The organism is Verrucosispora sp. WMMD1129 (genome assembly GCF_029581255.1).
Taxonomy (GTDB): Bacteria; Actinomycetota; Actinomycetes; order Mycobacteriales; family Micromonosporaceae; genus Micromonospora; species Micromonospora sediminimaris.
On sequence record NZ_CP120741.1, the window covers coordinates 1,654,230 to 1,672,365 of the forward strand.

At 71.7% G+C, this 18,136-nt stretch carries 16 protein-coding genes; 7 read left to right on the top strand and 9 right to left on the bottom strand.

Annotated elements, in window-relative coordinates; translation table 11 throughout:
• Nucleotides 1–189 precede the first annotated feature (189 nt).
• Nucleotides 190–567 (top strand): hypothetical protein, encoded by a 378-nt coding sequence (locus tag O7624_RS07435; protein ID WP_093402914.1) that lies wholly within the window; start codon nt 190–192, stop codon nt 565–567.
• Nucleotides 568–653: 86 nt separating this feature from the next.
• Here O7624_RS07435 and O7624_RS07440 read toward each other — a convergent pair whose 3' ends face one another.
• On the bottom strand, nt 654–1,670 hold the full coding sequence (locus O7624_RS07440; protein WP_282239461.1) for a sporulation protein: 1,017 nt from the start codon (nt 1,668–1,670) through the stop codon (nt 654–656).
• Between the two features lie 236 nt (nt 1,671–1,906).
• A complete protein-coding gene (locus O7624_RS07445; RefSeq protein WP_282239462.1) occupies nt 1,907–3,280 on the bottom strand; it encodes a cellulase family glycosylhydrolase in 1,374 nt (457 codons plus the stop codon).
• 344 nt (nt 3,281–3,624) lie between these two features.
• Between O7624_RS07445 and O7624_RS07450 the strand changes: the two genes are divergently transcribed.
• Complete coding sequence (locus tag O7624_RS07450) at nt 3,625–4,587, top strand: TIGR03557 family F420-dependent LLM class oxidoreductase (protein ID WP_282239463.1); 963 nt, start codon at nt 3,625–3,627, stop codon at nt 4,585–4,587.
• 77 nt (nt 4,588–4,664) lie between these two features.
• Here O7624_RS07450 and O7624_RS07455 read toward each other — a convergent pair whose 3' ends face one another.
• The 6 genes from O7624_RS07455 to O7624_RS07480 all read right to left on the bottom strand — a co-directional run bounded on the left by O7624_RS07455 (nt 4,665) and on the right by O7624_RS07480 (nt 10,128).
• Complete coding sequence (locus tag O7624_RS07455; protein ID WP_282239464.1) at nt 4,665–5,489, bottom strand: endonuclease/exonuclease/phosphatase family protein; 825 nt, start codon at nt 5,487–5,489, stop codon at nt 4,665–4,667.
• Nucleotides 5,455–6,945, bottom strand: a complete 1,491-nt coding sequence (locus tag O7624_RS07460; protein WP_093402910.1) for a phosphatase PAP2 family protein — start codon at nt 6,943–6,945, stop codon at nt 5,455–5,457. Before O7624_RS07460 ends, O7624_RS07455 begins: the two co-directional genes overlap by 35 nt.
• A 72-nt stretch (nt 6,946–7,017) precedes the next feature.
• Nucleotides 7,018–8,034, bottom strand: a complete 1,017-nt coding sequence (locus O7624_RS07465) for a YihY/virulence factor BrkB family protein (protein WP_282239465.1) — start codon at nt 8,032–8,034, stop codon at nt 7,018–7,020.
• Between the two features lie 95 nt (nt 8,035–8,129).
• Nucleotides 8,130–9,125 carry a diacylglycerol kinase family protein gene (locus O7624_RS07470; RefSeq protein WP_282239466.1) on the bottom strand — a complete coding sequence of 332 codons (996 nt, stop codon included), beginning with the start codon at nt 9,123–9,125 and terminating at the stop codon, nt 8,130–8,132.
• 188 nt (nt 9,126–9,313) lie between these two features.
• Entirely contained in the window at nt 9,314–9,892 is a 579-nt protein-coding gene (locus O7624_RS07475; protein ID WP_093402907.1) for a Clp protease N-terminal domain-containing protein, read from the bottom strand.
• Entirely contained in the window at nt 9,892–10,128 is a 237-nt protein-coding gene (locus O7624_RS07480; RefSeq protein ID WP_093402906.1) for an HTH domain-containing protein, read from the bottom strand. The genes O7624_RS07475 and O7624_RS07480 overlap by 1 nt, the downstream gene beginning before the upstream one ends.
• A gap of 111 nt (nt 10,129–10,239) precedes the next feature.
• Between O7624_RS07480 and O7624_RS07485 the strand changes: the two genes are divergently transcribed.
• The 4 genes from O7624_RS07485 to O7624_RS07500 all read left to right on the top strand — a co-directional run bounded on the left by O7624_RS07485 (nt 10,240) and on the right by O7624_RS07500 (nt 14,948).
• Nucleotides 10,240–10,602, top strand: a complete 363-nt coding sequence (locus tag O7624_RS07485) for a hypothetical protein (RefSeq protein WP_282239467.1) — start codon at nt 10,240–10,242, stop codon at nt 10,600–10,602.
• Between the two features lie 105 nt (nt 10,603–10,707).
• Nucleotides 10,708–11,538 carry a universal stress protein gene (locus O7624_RS07490; RefSeq protein WP_282239468.1) on the top strand — a complete coding sequence of 277 codons (831 nt, stop codon included), beginning with the start codon at nt 10,708–10,710 and terminating at the stop codon, nt 11,536–11,538.
• 115 nt (nt 11,539–11,653) lie between these two features.
• Nucleotides 11,654–14,047 carry a phosphoketolase family protein gene (locus tag O7624_RS07495; protein ID WP_282239469.1) on the top strand — a complete coding sequence of 798 codons (2,394 nt, stop codon included), beginning with the start codon at nt 11,654–11,656 and terminating at the stop codon, nt 14,045–14,047.
• Nucleotides 14,048–14,060: 13 nt separating this feature from the next.
• On the top strand, nt 14,061–14,948 hold the full coding sequence (locus O7624_RS07500; RefSeq protein ID WP_282239470.1) for a universal stress protein: 888 nt from the start codon (nt 14,061–14,063) through the stop codon (nt 14,946–14,948).
• Nucleotides 14,949–14,997: 49 nt separating this feature from the next.
• Here the strand turns inward: O7624_RS07500 and O7624_RS07505 are convergent, their stop codons facing one another.
• Nucleotides 14,998–16,923: a heavy metal translocating P-type ATPase gene (locus tag O7624_RS07505; RefSeq protein ID WP_282239471.1), complete on the bottom strand. Its 1,926-nt coding sequence runs from the start codon at nt 16,921–16,923 to the stop codon at nt 14,998–15,000.
• 149 nt (nt 16,924–17,072) lie between these two features.
• Between O7624_RS07505 and O7624_RS07510 the strand changes: the two genes are divergently transcribed.
• The gene (locus O7624_RS07510; protein ID WP_282239472.1) at nt 17,073–18,107 is read left to right on the top strand and encodes a nitroreductase family protein; all 1,035 of its coding nucleotides are present in this window, start codon (nt 17,073–17,075) and stop codon (nt 18,105–18,107) included.
• Nucleotides 18,108–18,136: the final 29 nt, after the last annotated feature.

Consider the following 18,136-nt stretch of genomic DNA (forward strand, 5'->3'; position numbering starts at 1 on the left):
GCGGGCGACGCGGCAGCCCGGCGTCGCCCGCGCGAACGGCGGGAATCGCGGAACGGGCGGGCGTTACTGCCCCCGTCGGCGGGGGTAGACGCGGGGTGCCCCCGCCAAGTGCGCGAACCGTGCCGTGGCCGACACGCGGTAGCGGGGCGAGGGTCGCAGGTTACGACTCATCAATCCTGAGGAGGACAGATGAGCACGCAGGCTGCATCTACCAGGCCGATGAACCGCCCGGCGCAGGACGTGCAGAACCGCGCGGCCATGCAGGAGGCACCGACCCGTCAGATGCCGATGATGCACGACGGGCACCGGGAGCCGATGCCGGCACCGGGTACGGAGACGAAGCAGGCGTTCCTGACCACCGAGTTCTGGATCTACGCCGCTGCCGTAACCACCGTGGTCATCGCCGCCTTCTGGCGTGGCACCAGCGCGTACGGGCTGAACCTGAACAACCCCGGCCAGGCGTGGTTCTTCATCACCCTGCTGACCCTCGGCTACCTGGGCAGCCGTGGTCTGGCCAAGGCCGGTAGCGCGAAGCGTTCCGGTGAGGAGCGCAAGCGGGGGCGGTGACCCCCGCACCGGCGAGGCCGCGACCGGCCCGCGTACGCACGGTGGCCCTTCGGGAGAGATCCCGAAGGGCCACCGTCTCGTCGTGCCTAGAACTCCTCGAAGCCGCCGAAGTCACCGCCACCGAAGTCGCCGCCGAAGTCCCCGGCGGCTTCGGACACCTCGTCCTCGGCGCCCTCGAACGCGTTACCGATCATGTGGCCGGCGAGCATGCCACCGGCGGCACCCAGCGCAGCGCCGGCCACCACCCCGCCCATGCCGACGCCGCCCCGCTGATGCGGGTGGCCGAACTTCTGCGCGCCGCCATAGCCCTGTGGGCCGAACGCCTGGGCGCGCATGGCACCGAAGCGGCCGATGGTCTCCTGCAACCAGCCGTCGACCACCTGCGCCCAGTCGGAGCGCTCCGCATCGGTGTGGGCCACCTGGTAGCGGCCGAAGACGTCGTGGCCGGGTGCCAGGAAGCCGCCGCGCTTGTCGCACTCCAGCACCACGTCGACGCCGTGCGGGTTGGTCACGAAGGTCAGTTCGAGTTCGTTGATGGTCTGCGCGTACTGCGGCCCGGCGAAGAACTCGATCTCCTGGTAGAACGGCAGGGTCTGCTGCACCCCGTGGATCAGGCCGCGCTCCAGGTCGGCCTTCTTGAACCGGAAGCCGAGCTGGAGGAACGCCTCCAGGATGCGCTCCTGCACCGGCAGCGGGTGCACGTTGATCTCGTCCAGGTCGCCCTTGTCGACCGCGCGGGCGATCGCCAGTTCGGTACGCAGCCCCAGCGACATGCCGTGCAGCCGCTGACCGTAGACCGCGGTGATCGGCGTCTCCCAGGGCAGCGGAAGCTGGAACGGGATGGACAGCGTCTGCTTCGGCGCGAGTTGCAGCGGCCCACTGACCACCTGGCGGTGGAACTCCATCACGCCGGCCTGCTCACCGATCTCGACCCGGGTGACCAGACCGATGGCGATGTGTTCGATGTCCGCCGCGGCGTCCCCACCGAGCAGGTTGACCTGACCGTCGAGTGCCAGTCCGGGCCGGGTGTTCGGGTTGGCCAGGACGGTGTCCACACTGGGACCGCCCACGCCCAACGCGCTCAGCATCTTCTTGAAGACCATCGGTACTCCTGCGGGGTCTGGTGCCCGAACTCCCATGCGGGACCGGACGCGGACCAGCGCACCCTATCGAGCGGGCCTGTGAGGTCGCTGAAAACAAGCCGATGCGGTACGGATTCGTGCCGTCTCGCCGGGTCGTACGACGCCGGAACCCTGGGGCACCGGCGCACCGTTGACGAGACGGCCCGACAAGCAGAGATGGCCGGGCCCGTGCGGGCCCGGCCATCGACGGCGCGATGTCAGCTTGCGGTGCAGGCCACCGCAGGGGCCGAGTTGGTGCCGTTCCAGCTGCCGAGGAAGCCGAAGGTGGTGCTGGCCCCGGCGCCGAGGCGGCCGTTGTAGGAGACGTTGCGGGCGGTCACGGTGGAACCGCTGCTGGAGACCGTGGCGTTCCAGGACTGGGTCACCGTCTGGCCGTTGGCGTATGTCCAGCGCACCGTCCAGCCGTTGATGGCGCTGGCGCCGGCGCTTACCCGCACCTCACCCTGGAAGCCGCCCTGCCACTGTCCGCTGATCGAGTAGGTCGCCGTACAACCGGCGCTCGGCGGCGGAGTCGACGGGGGCGGCGTCGAGGGCGGCGGAGTCGACGGCGGCGGAGTCGACGGCGGCGGCGTGGTCGGCGGGGTCGAGTCGTAGACGCTGGCCTGCCGCGCGGTCTGCCGGATGCCGTTGGTGCCGTTGAACAACCGCTCACCCCAGCTGGTCAGCTGGTTCGGGTTGAAGTTGGTGGCCATGTCGAGGTACTCGACGCCACCGCTGTTGCCGCTCCAGGACCAGCCCAGCCAGCCGATGCCGTTGGCCTGGGTGTAGGAGAGGATGGCGTCCTCGTCGGGGTTGCCGTCGGAGTGGTTGTGCCCGAACTCGCCCACCACGATGGGCAGGCCACGGCTGCGGAACCGACCCAGGTAGTCGCTGATCTCCGCGGCGGTGTCGAAGACGCCGTACATGTGGACCGAGAAGACCGTGTTGCCGGCCGGGTCGGCGCTGAAGACCGTGGGGGCGCTGTCGCGCATGGTGAAGGACCAGTCCTGCCCCCAGTTCGGGGCGTCCACCATGATGGTGTGCGTGAGGCCGCCGTCGCGCAGCCGACGGATCGCGTTGGCGGTGTCGGTGGCGTACGACGAGTAGTTCTGGTTGCCGTACGGCTCGTTGCCGATGTTGACGATCACGTACGCTTCCTGGCCGTTCAGCGCGCTGGCGATGCTGAGCCAGTAGTCGACCGCACGGTCCAGGGTGATCGCGCCGCTCTGCTCGCCGTACCCGGTGGTGTCGTGCACCTCCAGTACGCAGATCAGCCGGTTGGCCTTGCAGAGCTGGATCACGTTGGACACGTCGCTGGCGCTGTTCCGGGTCCACCGGTCGCCGCTGGAGAGCACGACCCGAACCGAGTTGGCGCCGAGAGCCTTGACGTCGGCGAAGGAGCTGGTCTGGTTCGGGTACCAGGTGTGCGCGTGGTTGACCCCACGCATGATGAACTCGTTGCCGTTGGCGTCGTAGAGCCGCCCGTTGCTGACCGTGAAGCCGGCGGCGGCGTGCGCCGAAGGTCCGAAGGCGAAGACTGCGGCGACGGTCGCCAGCAGGACGGCGCCGACGGCCGCGAACAGTTTTCTCATGCATTCCTCGCAGGAGGTGTCTCCCCCGTGCCCAGGGGGTGCGGTGAGTGACAGGTGAGCGGCTGCAGCCCGACAGCCGCGTTCAGACCCGGCGAGGCATCAGCGTATGCCGATGGGTTAGCGAAAGCAACCGGTTCAGTACGCCGGCTGCCCGTGACGACCCAGGAGACACCGAGTCGTCACGGGGGCGGACATCCCCACCACAGGATGCACACCACGCCGGCATCTGAACCGGTTCAGACAACGGTATGCACGGGCCGGTGCACCGTCAAGCGTCGAGCAGGGTTGACCGATCCGGCCCGGGGTATCCGGAATGACCCGCCCCCGGCTCGAAGGAGACGTCAATGGTCAGCATCGGCTACACCCTGATGTGCGAGCAGGCAGGTCCGAAGGAACTCGTCGACCACGCCGTGCGGGCCGAGGCGGTCGGCTTCGACCACCTCGTCATATCCGACCACTACTACCCCTGGCTGGAGTCGCAGGGTCACTCGCCGTACGCCTGGTCCGTGCTGGGCGCTGTCGCGCACGCCACCTCCCGGGCGGCGCTGATGTCCTTCGTGACCTGCCCGATCCGCCGTTACCACCCGGCCGTGGTGGCACAGAAGGCCTCGACGCTGGGCGTGCTCTCCGACGGCCGGTTCACCCTCGGCCTTGGTGCCGGGGAGAACCTCAACGAGCACGTGGTGGGCGGTTGGCCGCACGTACAGCAGCGGCACGAGATGTTCGAGGAGGCGTTGCAGATCATCCGCCCGCTGCTCAACGGGGAGACGTTGACCTTCTCCGGTAACCACTTCGACGTGCCGGACGCCTACCTCTGGGACCGACCCGACACCCCCGTGCCGATGGCGGTGGCCGCCTCCGGCCGGCAGTCGGCGACCCTGGCCGCCGAGTACGCCGACGGCATGATCGCCACCGATCCGGAGCCACGCCTGGTCGAGATGTACGAGCAGGCCGGCGGGGCCGGACGTCCGCGGTACGGGCAGGTGGCCATCTGCTACGGCCCCGACGAGGCCGAGTGCCGCAAGATCGCCCACGACCAGTTCCGCTGGTTCGGCCTGGGCTGGAAGGTCAACAGCGACCTGCCCGACACCGACTCCTTCGAGGCGGCCACCCGCAGCGTGCGTGAGGAGGACGTGGCGGCCGGGCTCTCCTGCGGCCCCGACGTGGACAAGCACGTGGCGGCGTTCAAGAAGTTCGTCGACGCCGGCTTCACCCACGTGGCACTGGTTCAGGTCGGCGGCGACAGCCAGCCGATGTTCCTGGACTGGGCGCAGGAACAACTGCTGCCCCGACTGCGCGACCTGTGAACGGTGAGGAGCCCTTTCGGTGTTGACCAAGAGGTTTTGGTCCCGACACGCCGACGTCGGAGACCAGAACCTCTTGATCAACCCGGCAGAGGCGGGGTGAGGGCGAAGTCGGCTAGTAGGGGGTAGTGGTCGGAGGCGTGGTCGGTGTGGGGGGTGCGGAGCACTCCTACGTGGGTGAGGTGGGTGGCCAGGGTGGGAGTCGCGAGCAGGTAGTCCAGGCGCATGTCGGCGAACTCGGCACCACCGTGGGCGGTCGGCACAGTCGGTCCAGCGTCCGCTCCGAGATCCACCAGCCCGGCGGCGAGCAGCCGGGCCACCGCTCGGGTCTCCACCGTCCGCCCGTCCCGACGCAGATGCCGGCGACGGTACGCGGGCGGTAGCCGACCAACCTGGTCGGCGTGCCCGGCGTACGGATCGAGGGTGTTCAGATCACCGGCGAGCAGCGCCAGGCCGTCGTGGCGGGGGCGCAGCGCGGCGACCGCCCACCCCGCCTCGACCAGCCGGCGCGTGCCGGAATACGGGTCGAGGTGGGTGCCGAGCACCGTCAACGGACCGGCGTCGGTGCTCACCACCACGCGTTGGGCCGCGTGGTGGAACGGCCGGCGTACCGGCGCGGCGGCCAGCACCGGCCACCGCGGGGCCACCAGCAGTGCGACCGGCTGCCCCAGCCAGGAACGGGCCACGAACGGGCGGAGCCCGACGCCGCTGGCCAGGCCCGCGACGTCGAGACCACCCAGCTCCTGCAACGCGAGGACGTCCGGCCGCTGCTGGGTGATGACCCGGGCCACCAGCTCGCGCCGGTCCGGACCGTCACGGTCCCGACCGCCGGTACGGATGTTCCAGGTCATCACCCTCAGCACGGCCGGTTCAGCCCGGCTGGCCGGCCCGAGCCAGCTCGTCATCGAGAGTGTCCACGTCCTCCGACTCGATGGCCGGCTGGTTGCCCTGCCGGACGTCCTCGTTGGGGCGCACCACCCAGTACAACAGTCCGATCCAGAGCGAGGTGAGCAGGATCGCGCCCATGAAGTCCGTCGGGTGGTGCATGCCCCGGTACATCCGGGAGATCGCCACCCCGACCGGCATCACCACGGCGAGCGCCACGAAGACCCACCGCCACCACCTGTCGGTCCGGGGGAAGACGATCACGGCGATCGCGACCCAGATGCAGAGGCTCGCCGCGATGTGCCCGGACGGGAACGACGAGGTCGGCATCGGTCCGTCCAGGTTCTCCACCGGCGGGCGCGGCCGGTCCACCGCCGCCGCGCTGGCCAGGAAGAGGGTCAACTCGCCGAACATGGTCAACGCCACGAACAGCACCGGCCGCCAACGCCGCCAGATCGCCAGCACCAGCGGGCAGAACACCAGCGAGATCGCCAGGATGGCGTGAGTGTCGCCGACCTTGCTCCACCACCAACTGAAATCGTCGAGCGAGGCGGTTCGTTGCTCGGCGAACCAGTTGGGCACCGTCTCGTCGAGGCTGGCCAGGAAGGTGTTGTCGGCGTGGTAGCTGACGAACATGCCGAAGCCGTAGAGGGCGCCGAACACCAGCACCCAGCCGACGATGATCTCGGCGATGCCGGCCCGAGCGTGCGGCAGCAGCTTCTCCTCGTCCGGCGCCGGCGCCACCTCATGCCCGGCCTCCGGCTCCAACCCCTCGGTCAGCGGCGCCGCGGGCCGTCCCCGCTCCAACCGCCACAACCGGAAGGCGTACGCGGTGACGCCCAGCCAGGCCGCGCCGAGCAGCCAGGCACCGATCACGTCGGAGAGGAAGTGCACGCCGAGCGCGACCCTGGTGAACCCGATCAGGAAGACGACGGTGGCGACCAGGGCCATCGCCGGCCGACGCCAGCGGGGCGCCATCGCCGGCAGGAACACCAGCAGCAGCGCGCCATAGGCCACCATCGACCCGAGCGCGTGACCGCTGGGGAAGCTCTGCCCCGCGTACGCGCCGATCGGCACGTCCACCTCGGGGCGCAACCGGTCGACGAGTGTCTTGAGCGAGGGGTCGAGGACCAGCGCGCCCACTCCCGTGGCGATCAGGAACACCGCGAGGCGGCCCTGCCGGCGGATCAGCAACCCGACCACGGCCACGGTCACCAACCAGATGATGACCGTCCGCCCACCGAGGTCGGTGATGGCGTTGAGCACCGTCACCAGCGGCCCGATCGGCGCCACCTGGTCGTTGAGCCACTCGGCGACACCGTGGTCCACGTCGTACAGCGGCGACCACCGCACCCGGACCAGCACCAGCAGCAACCCGAAGCCCACCCCGGCACCGAGCACGAGCGCCAAGCCGGCGAGCGTACGTTCGGTGAAGTGTCCGAGGGGTCGTCGCAGTACGTCCCTGACCGCGCCCACGGCAGCCTCCTTCGCCTCTGGCGTGCCGCAGTACCCGGTACGCCGTCGCGGTACACCCGGCGACACCGTGGGTCAGAGCGCGGTCATCTCACCGGTGTCGTGCACGGGAACCCGCTGCGCCTTCGGCTCCCACAGGTCCGGCCTTGCCGGCTCCTGCACGCCGATGCGTACCGCCTCGAGTTGCGCCGCGAACGAGAGCCCCCCGAACAGCGCCATGCCGGTGAGGTTCGCCCAGAGCAGCAACGCCATGATGCCGGCCAGCGCGCCGTAGGTCTGTCCGAAGTCCTCGCTGAACCGCACGTAGCCGGCGAGCCCCAGGCTGGCCAGCCACCACAGCGCGGTGGCGATGCCGGCACCGAACAGCAACCAGGACAGGCCGGGCTGGTGGCGTCGGGGCGCGTGGCGGAACAGCACCGCGACGGCGAGCACCGTCAGGCCGAGGCTGAGCGGCCAACGCACCAGATCCCACCCGGTGCTGGCGACGTCACCCCAGGCATAGTGGCGTTCCACCGAGTCGCCCATCGGGCCACCGCCGACCAGAATGAGGAACCCGGCGAGGGCCGGGAGGCCGGCGCTCACGGCGAGCACGGCCGCCCGCAGGTACTTCCACAGCGCGGGCCGGTCCCGTTCGACGCCGTAGATCCGGTTGGCGCCCCGCTCGATCTGGGCCATCGTGCTTGTCAACGCGACCAGACCGGTGATCAGACCGAGAGCGAGCGCCACCTCACCGGTCTCCTCGGCCCGCTCGGCGCCCGCGTCGTCGCCCCCGCCGAGCAGCTCGGCGACCATCTGATCACTGGTGCCGGGGGTCAACGCCAGCACCGTGTCGGCGACCACCTCACCCCCCTCGGCCACACCCAGCTCGGAGATCAGCCCGGTGAGGGCGATCAGGAACGGCACCACCGCGAGACAGAGCTGGAACGCGAAGGCTCGGGAGTGACTGAACCCGTCTCCGTAGCGGAACCGGGTGAAGGCGTCACGCAGCAGGTGCCAGCCGCCCTCCCGGCGCAGCGTCTGCCAGGCATGATCGGCGCAGAGCTGCTCGTCGGACATCAGCCGGGTCTCCGGCACGATCTTGGTGCTGCTCACCGTGCGGCCCCTTCGTTCGCGACTGCGGGGCTCGCAAGCTCACTCCTCGCGCTCACCGAGCCCACCCTTCGATCGCGACTGCGGGGCTCGCAAGCTCACTCCTCGCGCTCACCGCGGCCCTCCTCGACGAGGCGTTCGCCCCGCTCGGCGGCGGCCGACGCGTCCTCGGCCAGGTCCGGATCCTGCTCCGGTCGCGGTACGCACAGCCACAACGCCCGCCGCCGAATCTGCACCCGCAGCTCGCGGCCCGGTTCGATGAGGTCGCCGTCCAGCTCCCGGGGCTGGATCCGGTTGCTGGTTATCTCCACTCGACGGGCGCGGTACACCTCCATCCGCGGCACCCGGTCGCGGCGGCGCAGCACCGCCCAGCCGAGGGAGAGCCATTGCCGCAGCGTGCGCGGAGTCAGCACGGCGACGTCGAGGTACCCGTCGTCGGGCTCCGCCTCGGTGAGCAGGGTGACCCCGCCCTGGAGCCGGCCGACGTTGGCGACCAGCACCGAACGGGCGCGACGGCGCAGCGGCGCCTGGTCGTCCAACCGGATCCAAACCCGCATCGGCCGGTCCCGCAGGTGTCGCGCGGCTCCCACCACGTACGCGGGCCAGCCGATCCGGCGCTTGGTCGTCTCGCTTGTGGCATCGAGCATCTGGGCGTCGAAGCCCATGCCGGCCATCACCGCGAAGTGGTGCCCGTCCACCTCGCCGACGTCGAGCAGGCGCCGACCACGCTCGATGGCCACCGCCAGCCCGGCGGGCAGTTCGTCGGAGAGCCCCAGGTTGGCCGCAAGCAGGTTGCCGGTGCCCTGTGGCAGCACGGCGAGCGCCACCTCGGTGCCGACCAGGGCGTCGACGCAGGCCATCACCGTACCGTCGCCGCCGCAGGCGAAGACCACGTCGACCCCGGCGGCGAGGGCCTTCTCGGTCTGGCCGCGACCGGGATCGTCGGGGGTGGTCTCGAACCACAGCGGTTCCGGCCAGCCGGCCGCCTCGAGCGTGTCGCCGACGGTACGGCGCAACGCCTCGAGATCGGTCACCTTTACCGGATTGACCACCACCGCGCTGCGCAGCGGCCCTTCGTCCCGTCCAGCTTCCACGGCGTCAGTGTGCAGCACCGTGCCGCGTTCAGCGACCCGACACCGATGTGCCTCGCCCCACCCACCCCCACCACCACCTCCCACCGGCGATCTTGCAGTTTTCGTCGGCGCATATGCTGACAAAAACCTCACAACGGCGACCGAAAGTGCAAGATCGCGGAGGTGGGCGCGGGAGGGGGTGGCGACGGTTATGCGCTGGCGCGCAGGGCGAGCTCGACGCGGTGGCGGACGTCGGCCAGGTCGACGCCGGCCTCGGTGAGCGCCAGCGCGGCAAGCCCGTTGCCCTCCCGCAGCAGGCCGAGCAGGAGGTGCTCGGTGCCGATGTGGCGGTGCCGCAGCCGGATCGCCTCGCGCAGCGACAGCTCCAGCACCTTCTTGGCGCGGGCAGAGAACGGACCACCGCTCGGCCGACGTCGGCCCCATCGGCGGCGTGGTGCCGGGACCGCCTCGCGCAGGGCGTCCGGGCCGAACGACTCCTCGATCCGGGCGACGATGGCCGACAGGTCGATGCCGATCTCACGCAGCGCCGCCGCGTCGGCCTCACCCAGGCCACTGCCCCCGGTCTCGGTGTGGCGACGGATCCGCTCGCGCAGGTCGTCGGCGGTGACCCCCGCGTCCCGGAGCACCCGCACGGCCAGGCCGTCACCGTCGGCGAGGATGGCGAGCAGGAGGTGCTCGGTGCCGACGGGCCGCTGCCCCTCGGCGCGGGCCTCCTCGCGCGCCCGCCGCACGGCCGCGCGGGAACGGTCGGTGAATCGTTCGAACATCACGCCTCCCAGGAGGAATCGACCGCCGGTCGCCCGGCGTGCTTCTTGTGCACCGCCTGCCGGCTGACCTCGAGCGCGTCGGCGATCTCCTGCCACGACCAGCCCTGCCGTCGGGCGTTGTCGACCTGGACCACCTCAAGCCGTTCGAGCAGCCGGCGCAGGGCGCGGACGGCACGCAGACCGACCCGGGGGTCGGTGCTGCCGGCCGCCGCCGCGAGTTCCGTCGCCTGACTCATGCTGTCAACCTACATTGACACCGCCCGGGCGTCAACCCCAGTTGACACCCGCCTGGTGCCGCTAGGGTCGTGCCGCGTGGGGTGCCGCGCCAGCCGTCGGTCGGGGGTCCAGTGAACCGAAACGAGAGTCACGAGTCACGCCGCTTCACGCTCACCGACCTGACACTTGAGGTGGCCGGCGGCAGCGTGGTCGGCAACCGGTACCGCGACAACTACGACGTACTTCACGTCGATGCCACGCTTCCCTTCGCCGTGGTGGCCGACGGAATGGGCGATGGTGAGGGCAGCCGTCGCGCCGGTGCCGCCGCCGTACCGACGTTCGCCGCGCTGGTCCGCGAGGCGTGGCCCGAGATCGGGGCAGACCGGCTACGCACCGTTGTCGACGCGGTCCGGACTCTGCTGCGCGCCTCACTGGACGCCGGTGGGATCGACAATGCCAGCGCGATCGTGCTCCGGGCCTCGCCGGCACGGTGACCACCCACCGGGTCGGGCTGCCGTCCGGCGATCACGCCCCGGGACGGCACCGGCGCGACTAGCCTCAGACGCAGGCCGGGTGCCACAGCTGCGGGGGTGATGCGGATGGCCGCCGCCAGCGACGCACCGGTGCTCGTCGGCGTCGGCCCGGAGGATGCCCTGCCGGTGGCCCGCCTCGCCGCCCGGGTAGCCGCCGCCCACGGACGCGGACTGCACCTGCTGCACGCCTTCAACTGGGCCGCCTTCGACGCGCCGGCGGTTTCCAGCTCCCGGGCAACCGCAGATCAGTTGATCGCCGAGGCGACCGCGGCGGCCAACGAGAACGAGCCGGGCGTACCGGTCACCGCCGAGATCGCCGAGGGCTCGGCGGTGGCGAACCTCGTCCGCAGGTCGGAGACCGCCTTCCTGGTGGTGGTCGGCGACGGCGGGATGGCCCACTGCGACCGTTGCATCCCGGCTGACAGCCCCGCCGTGCAGGTGGCCGCCCGCGCCGAGTGCCCGGTGCTGGTCGCCCGGCGGGAACCGCCACCCTCCGGCCCGGTACTGGTCGGCATCGACGGCTCGGCCTCCGGCGAGATCGCCCTGGACTGGGCGCTCACCTGCGCCACCCGGCACGAGGCACGGCTGCTGGCGGTCTGGGTGGTGGACTCCGACGGCATCGTCGAAGAGGCCGCCGAACGGCTCAGCGAGACGGTGGCCCGCCACCGGGTCGACCATCCCGACGCCGCGGTCGAGTGCCACGTCATCCAGGGCGAGCCCGGTGACGTGCTTGTCGACCAGTCCCGCTCGGCACAACTGGTGGTGGTCGCCGCCCGGGGCGAGGAACCGGCGCGCGGGATGCTCGGCGCGGTCAGCCAGTCGCTGCTCTACCACGCCCCGTCCCCGGTGCTGGTGATCCGTGGGGTGACCGGCACACCCGACCCGGACGGGTCGTGAAACCCGGACCGGCGGGACCAACGGCCCTGATCCAGGATCGCCGATTCGGCCAAGCTGACAGAGGAAACCGCGTTGCGGATGCAGGATTCACCGACCCGCGAGAGGCTCAAGCAGTATGGACACCGCCGTAGACCTGCGAAGCCCCCTGACCGATGACGAACTGCGCCGGCTGGACGCCTACTGGCGAGCGGCGAACTACCTCACCGTCGGGCAGATCTACCTGCTGGACAATCCCCTGTTGCGCGAACCGCTGACCCCCGAGCACGTCAAGCCCCGCCTGCTCGGGCACTGGGGCACCTCCCCCGGGCTGAACCTGATCTACGCCCACCTGAACCGGGCCATCGTGGCGCGCGACCTCAGCGCCATCTACATCACCGGGCCCGGGCACGGCGGACCGGCGCTGGTGGCCAACACCTGGCTCGAAGGCACCTACAGCGAGCTGTACCACGACATCGGCCGCGACGAGGCCGGCATGGCCCGACTGTTCCGGCAGTTCTCCTTCCCCGGCGGCATTCCGAGCCACGTCGCGGCGGAGGTGCCGGGTTCGATCCACGAGGGCGGCGAGCTGGGGTACGCGCTCAGTCACGCCTACGGCGCCGCCTTCGACAACCCCGACCTGCTGGTCGCCTGCGTGGTCGGAGACGGCGAGGCGGAGACCGGTCCGCTGGCCGGTAGTTGGCTGTCCAACGTGTTCCTCAACCCTGCCCGCGACGGGGCGGTGCTGCCCATCCTGCACCTCAACGGGTACAAGATCGCCAACCCGACGGTGCTGGACCGCATCCCCGAGTCCGACCTGCTCGACCTGATGCGCGGCCAGGGTTACCAGCCGTACGTGGTGGCCGGCGACGATCCGGCCAAGGTGCACCAGAGCCTGGCCGCCACCCTGGACCGGGCGCTTGACGAGATCGCGGAGATCCAGCGCCGTGCCCGTTCCGGCGCAACCGTCGAACGTCCGCGCTGGCCGATGATCGTCCTGCGTACCCCGAAGGGCTGGACCGGGCCACGCGACGTCGACGGCAAGCAGGTGGAGGGCACCTATCGCGCCCACCAGGTGCCGCTCTCCGCGGTCCGTTCCAACCCGGAGCACCTGGCCGAACTGGAGCGGTGGCTGCGCAGCTACCGACCGCAGGAGCTGTTCGACGCGACCGGCGCGCCGGTGGCCGAGGTGGCCGATCTGCCGCCCCGGGGGCCACGGCGGATGAGCGCCAATCCGGTCGCCAACGGCGGCTCCCTGCTGCGCGATCTGGTCCTGCCCGACTTCCGCGACTACGCCGTCGAGGTGCCCCGCCCCGGTGCGACGATCACCAGCGCCACCGGTGAACTCGGCAAGTGGGTCCGCGACGTGATCAGCGCCAACCCGCAGACGTTCCGCCTGTTCGGCCCGGACGAGGTCGCCTCCAACCGGCTACAGGCGGCCTTCGAGGTCACCGGCCGGGCCTGGATGGCTGGCACGGTCGACGGCGACGATCACCTCTCCCCCGACGGGCGGGTGATGGAGGTCCTCTCCGAGCACCTGTGCCAGGGTTGGCTGGAGGGCTACCTGCTCACCGGCCGGCACGGCATCTTCACCAGCTACGAGGCGTTCATCCACATCGTCGACTCGATGGTCAACCAGCACGCCAAGTGGCTCAAGGTCACCCGTGGCATTCCGTGGCGGCAGCCGGTGGCGTCGCTGAACTACCTGCTCTCCAGCCATGTCTGGCGGCAGGACCACAACGGATTCTCCCACCAGGACCCGGGCTTCATCGACCATGTGATGAACAAGAAGGCCGAGGTGGTGCGGGTCTACCTGCCGCCGGACGCCAACACGCTGCTCTCCACCATGGATCACTGCCTGCGCAGCCGTCATTACATAAACGTGGTGGTGGCCGGCAAGCAGCCCGCGCCCAGCTGGCTCACCATGGACGAGGCCATCGCGCACTGCCGGCGCGGCGTGGGCATCTGGGACTGGGCCAGCACCGACGACGGCAGCGAGCCGGACGTCGTGCTCGCCTGCGCCGGTGACGTGCCGACGCTGGAGACCCTGGCCGCAGCCGATCTGCTGCGCCAGCACCTACCCGAACTCAAGGTCCGGGTGATCAACGTCGTCGACCTGATGCGGCTCCAGCCGGCCGCCGAGCACCCGCACGGCCTGCCGGATTCCGAGTTCGACACGTTGTTCACCCTCGACAAGCCGATCATCTTCGCGTACCACGGCTACCCGTGGCTGATCCACCGGCTCACCTACCGCCGGGCCAACCACGACAACCTCCACGTACGCGGGTACAAGGAGGAGGGCACCACCACCACGCCGTTCGACATGGTGATGCTCAACGACCTGGACCGCTTCCACCTCGTGATCGACGTTATCGACCGGGTACCGGGGCTGGCCGCCCGCGCCGCGCATCTGCGGCAGGAGATGACCGACGCCCGCCAGTCCGCCCGCGACTACACCCGCCGGTTCGGCGAGGACGACCCGAAGGTGGCCGAGTGGCGCTGGGTCCGCGAGACCGACCCGACCAACCCGTGAGGAGATGCCCATCATGAGCGAGCACGGCGCAGGCGCGGAGATCCTGGTGGGCTACGACGGCTCGCCGGACGCCGCGGCGGCCCTGGAGTGGGCGCTGGATCAGGCCCGCCGCGACGGCCGGCCGGTCCGGTTGGCGTACGTCTTCGAATGGCTGACCGTGGCCGGCTGGGTGGGTCCGGGCGTGACGCCGGGAATGTGGCCCGACGAGCAGGCCCGCCGGCAGGTCGAGGAGCTGGTCGGCAAGGCCGCAGCGGACGCCGCCGCCACCCATCCGGGCCTGGACGTACGCGGCGAGGTGCTGGACGGTCCGCCCGCCCTGATCCTGGAGGAGGCTTCGACGCAGGCCGGCCTGTTGGTGCTGGGCAGCCGTGGGCACGGCGGTTTCGCCGGTCTGCTCGCCGGCTCGACCGCGGTCAACGTCACCGCGCACGCGCACTGCCCGGTGGTGGTGGTCCGTCGCCGGCCGGCCGAGAGTGACCGGGCCGGGCACGTCGCCGTCGGGGTGGACGGCTCGGAGCATTCGCTGCTGGCCCTCGGCTTCGCCTTCGAACAGGCGGCCCTGCGTCGGGTGCCGCTGCACGTGGTGCGAGCCTGGCAGCCGCGACGCGAACAGTGGAGCCTGCGCGGCGAGCAGGTCCGCGACGCGGCGCTGGCCGACCAACGGGCCGAGGTGGACGAGGCGTTGCGTCGCGGGCAGGAGAGTTTCCCCGACGTCGAGGTGACCGTCGAGACGGCCGCCGCCGCGCCGGCCGGTCTGCTGATCGACGCCAGCCGCAACGCGCAACTGGTCGTCGTCGGCAGCCGGGGACGCGGTGGGCTGCGGGGGATGCTGCTCGGCTCGGTCAGCCAGCAACTCCTCCAGCACGCCCACTGTCCGGTCGCGGTGGTCCGGGAACGGTAAGGCGCGCCGTGGGCCGGGAACGCTGAGGCACGCCGGGGGCCGGCCGCTGTCAGGCCGGCCCACGGCGCCCACCTCGGAGCGCGCGCAGCGCGTTGAGGATCACCAGCACGTCGATGCCCTCCTGAAGGAACGCGCCCGCCACCGGTAGCAGCCGACCGGCCGCCGCGAATCCCATCGCGAGCAGCGCCAGCCCCATCCCGACCGTGGCGCTCTGCACCGCGATCCGGCGGGCGTACCGGGCCACCTCGACCGCGTCGGCCAGCGGATCAAGGCGGTCGAGACTCAGCACGGCGTCGGCGACATCGGCCGAGGCGGTCGCCCCGGTGGCCCCCATTGCCACGCCGACATGCGCCTCCGCCAGCGCCGGAGCGTCGTTCACCCCGTCACCGACCATCACGGTCACCGCCCGGTCGGCCTCGGCTCGAACCCGGCTCACCTTCTCCTGCGGGGTACACCGGGCCAGCACGGCGTCGACACCCACCACGTCGGCGACCCGGCGGGCATCCTCCGGCCGGTCCCCGGTGACCATCACGATCCGGGTGAGCCCGGCGGCACGCAGCCGAGCCACGGTCCGGCGGGCGTCGGGGCGTACCGGATCCTCCAGCAGGACCGCGCCGAGCGGCCCGGCCTCGTCGGCCACCCAGACCAGCGAGTGTCCCGTCCCGCCGGCCCGCCGGCTGGCCAGCTCGGCCCACTGCGGCAACGTCCCGGGGAACTGGCCGACCCGGATCCGCCGCCCGTCGACCCACCCGCTCACCCCCCGGCCCGGCTCCTCGGTCACCTCAGCCGGGGTGACCAGCCGTAGGCCGCGCTCACCGGCGGCGCGCACCAGTGCCGCCGCCAGCACGTGCGAGGACAACTGCTCCACCGAGGCGGCCACCCGCAGCACCTCGTCGGGGTCACCGCCGGGAGCCACGACGGTATCGGCGACCCGGGGACGGCCGGCGGTGAGCGTTCCGGTCTTGTCGACCAGCAGGGTGCGCGCCCGACCAAGGACCTCCAGCGAGCCGCCGTCGCGAACCAGCACCCCGTGCCGGGCCACCCGGGACAGTCCCGAGACGATGGCGATCGGGGTGGCCAGCAGCAACGGACACGGTGTCGCCACCACCAGCACCGCCACCGCCCGGAGGAACTCGCCGGAAAGCACCCAGCCCAGCCCGGCCAGCACCAGTGTGAACGGCACGAAGGCGGCGGCGTACCGGTCGGCGAGCCGCACCGTCGGTGCCTTGCGAGCGGTCGCCTCCTCGGCCAGCCGGACGATCCCGGCGTATGTGCTGCGCTCGGCGCTCTCCGTGGCCCGCAGGCCGAACGCGGCCCCGGCGTTGACCACACCGCTGGACACCCGGGCCCCGGCCGCCCGCTCGACGAGCCGGGACTCCCCGGTCACCACCGACTCGTCCAACGTCGCAGCGGTCTCGGCGACACCGTCGACGGCGACCACGTCACCCGGGCCGACAAGTAACCGGTCACCGACCGCCACCCGGTCCGCCGGCACCACCTCGACGCCGCCTTCGGCGGTACGACGGCGCGCGGTACGCGGTGCCCGCTCCAGCAGCGCCCGCAGGTCCCGGGTCGCCCGGCGCTGCGCGTACGCCTCCAGGGTCCGCCCGGTGGCCAGCATCACCGCGACCACCGCACCGGCCAGGTACTCGCCGACGACAAGTGCTCCGCCCAGCGCCAGCACGGCGATCACGTCCACACCGAACCGCCGCCGCAGCAGTTCCCGCAGCACCGACGCGGCAGCCGGCAGCAGCGCGACCAGGGTGGCCGCCGCCCACCACACGTCGGCGGCACCCGGCTGCCCGGCCAGCCGCACCGCCGCACCTGCCAACACCAGCAGCGTGAGCCCGGCCAGCGGGACCCACAGCCACCAGTTCCGGCGACCCGAGCCGGAACGCTCCGGTCCGGGTCGCGCCGGCCGGTCCGGCAGGCACTCGCCCGCGCCCCGGTCACCCGCCGACCGTCGCTTCCCCACCTGCGGATCGTCTCAACCGGGTCGGGCTGAGCGGAGCGGAACACGGGTCACAGGTCCCGCCCGGTCGGGCCGTGCGGATCCTGCGCGCCGCCGACCGATGTCGCACGATGAACCGGACCGCACCCACAGCCGTACGGAGGTGCGGCACGATGGGCAGAGACGGAAAGGTCGTGAGGATGAGCCACCAGACGCCGGCTACCCACCGCCCGCTGACCACCGCCCTCGCGGAGGCCGCCGCGATGGCCGGTCACGCGCCGTCGGTGCACAACAGCCAGCCGTGGCGCTGGCGGGTGCTACCCGACGCGTTGGAGCTGCGGATGGTGCGCGACAGCAGGTTGGCCGCCACCGATCCGCAGGGCGAGCTGGTCACCCTCAGCTGCGGTGCGGCGCTGCACCATGCCCGGCTGGCCCTGGCCGCCGAGGGGTGGGCGACAAGCGTGCAGCGGATGCCCGAGCCGGGCGACCCCGACCTGCTCGCCCGCCTCACCGAGCCCCGGGCCACCGGCGCCGACCCGGACGCGATGCGGTCGGTGCAGTGCATGCAGGTGCGGCACACCGACCGGCGTCCGGTCAGCGACGAGCCGGTCTCCGACGACTCGTTGAGCGCCATCGCGTCGGCCGCCGGCCGGGAGGGTGCCCGGTTGGAGATCCTCGATCGCGACCAGGTGCTGCAACTGGCCGCGTCCGCCTCACACGCTGCCACGGTCGAGGCGGAGGATTCCCGGCTGCGGGAGGAACTGGAGTACTGGACCAGCCGCGCGGGCGGCACCGGGCTCACCCCGGAGGTGCTGCCGGAGCAGCCCGCGCAGACCACCGTGCCGGGCCGGGACTTCGGTCGCCCGGGCACCCTGCCGGTCGGGCCGGGGCACGATCGGGCAGCGTCCTACGCGGTGCTCTACGGCGACCAGGACGAGCCGGTCGACTGGCTCCGTGCGGGCGAGGCGCTGTCGGCCGCCTGGCTGGCCGCCACCCGACTGGGTGTCTCGATGGTGCCGCTCAGCGGCGTGGTCGAGGTGCCGGCCACCCGGCAGACCCTGCGCCAGCTGCTCTCCGGGCTCGGCCACCCGTACCTCGGCCTGCGCCTGGGGGTGGCCGACCCGGCCCACGCCGGCCCACCGCACACCCCGCGACTGCCCCGCGAGCAGGTGGTGGACACCTCGGCGGTGTCCGGCGACGCCGCCTAGCGCGGCATCCGGGCACCACGCCCGGCCGG